Origin of the sequence: Limnospira sp. PMC 289.06, assembly GCF_032350395.1 — a bacterium.
In the GTDB taxonomy this organism is placed as follows: domain Bacteria; phylum Cyanobacteriota; class Cyanobacteriia; order Cyanobacteriales; family Microcoleaceae; genus Limnospira; species Limnospira platensis.
Window position 1 is genome coordinate 1 of sequence record NZ_JARPLC010000386.1, and the last position, 837, is coordinate 837.

The window sequence follows — 837 nt, forward strand, 5'->3', positions numbered from 1 at the left end:
GATAGGCTTGCCATTGACGGGTATCACAAGGGAGTTACCCTATCGGTGTTTGGTTAGGGGGAGATAGTAGGCATTTGACAGATTGATTAAGTTGTGCTTATTGATTAACCCGTCAATAATTAAGTTTTGTTGCTGAGGGATATGCGCTAATTGTCCCGTGTGCTAAGACTGAATGGAGTGCATTTTGAATGTAACAGTACGACTAACGGGTTAGTTAATTTCCTCCTATCGCAATAATGATAAGGGTTTAAGTTAATTGGAGATGTTGGGTACGAAACCCACTATAAAGCCTATAACCCCTATTCTACCGTTACTCTAGTGCACTCCAAAGCGATCGCATTATTAGGAGTTAGTGCAAAAGGAAAACCCCCTAGGTATTTAGCCTAGAGGGTATTGTGTTGTGGGTTTATTGGGGGTTAATCGTCTAACTGATAGATTAATCTAAGTCCTGCTTTCATCTCTGGTGATTCTGGGTTAATACCATGATTGAGTAGTGTTTGTTTTGCCATATCTAGTGGCAATGGTTGCCTTTGATGTCTTGTCAGGATACCTAACTCTGTGGCAAGGTTGCGACGTTTTTTGTACTTGCTGTCATTAACCGTTACCGAGTGACCAAACGAACGCGCCCTGATTTCCTGTGGTATCCCGTTCATCTCCCCTAGTTGGTTTCCAAGATGTCGAAAGGCATAGGCTTGAGTTAGTCCCCAATTATGTCGTGATAACCATTTACGGTGATTATCGTTAAACTTGCTAGGGTCTTTGGATTCTGTGATAGGTAGACAAACGTTATGAATCCCTAGGCGGTTAATTAGAACCTTGTCTTTACTCATTGGGATC

The 837-nt window shown here is 42.1% G+C and carries 1 protein-coding gene; it reads right to left on the minus strand.

What is annotated here, in order from left to right:
- Window positions 1-416 precede the first annotated feature (416 nt).
- Window positions 417-837, minus strand: a 421-nt coding sequence (locus tag P5674_RS25360; RefSeq protein ID WP_315670437.1) for a hypothetical protein, incomplete at its 5' end; no start/stop codon positions are given.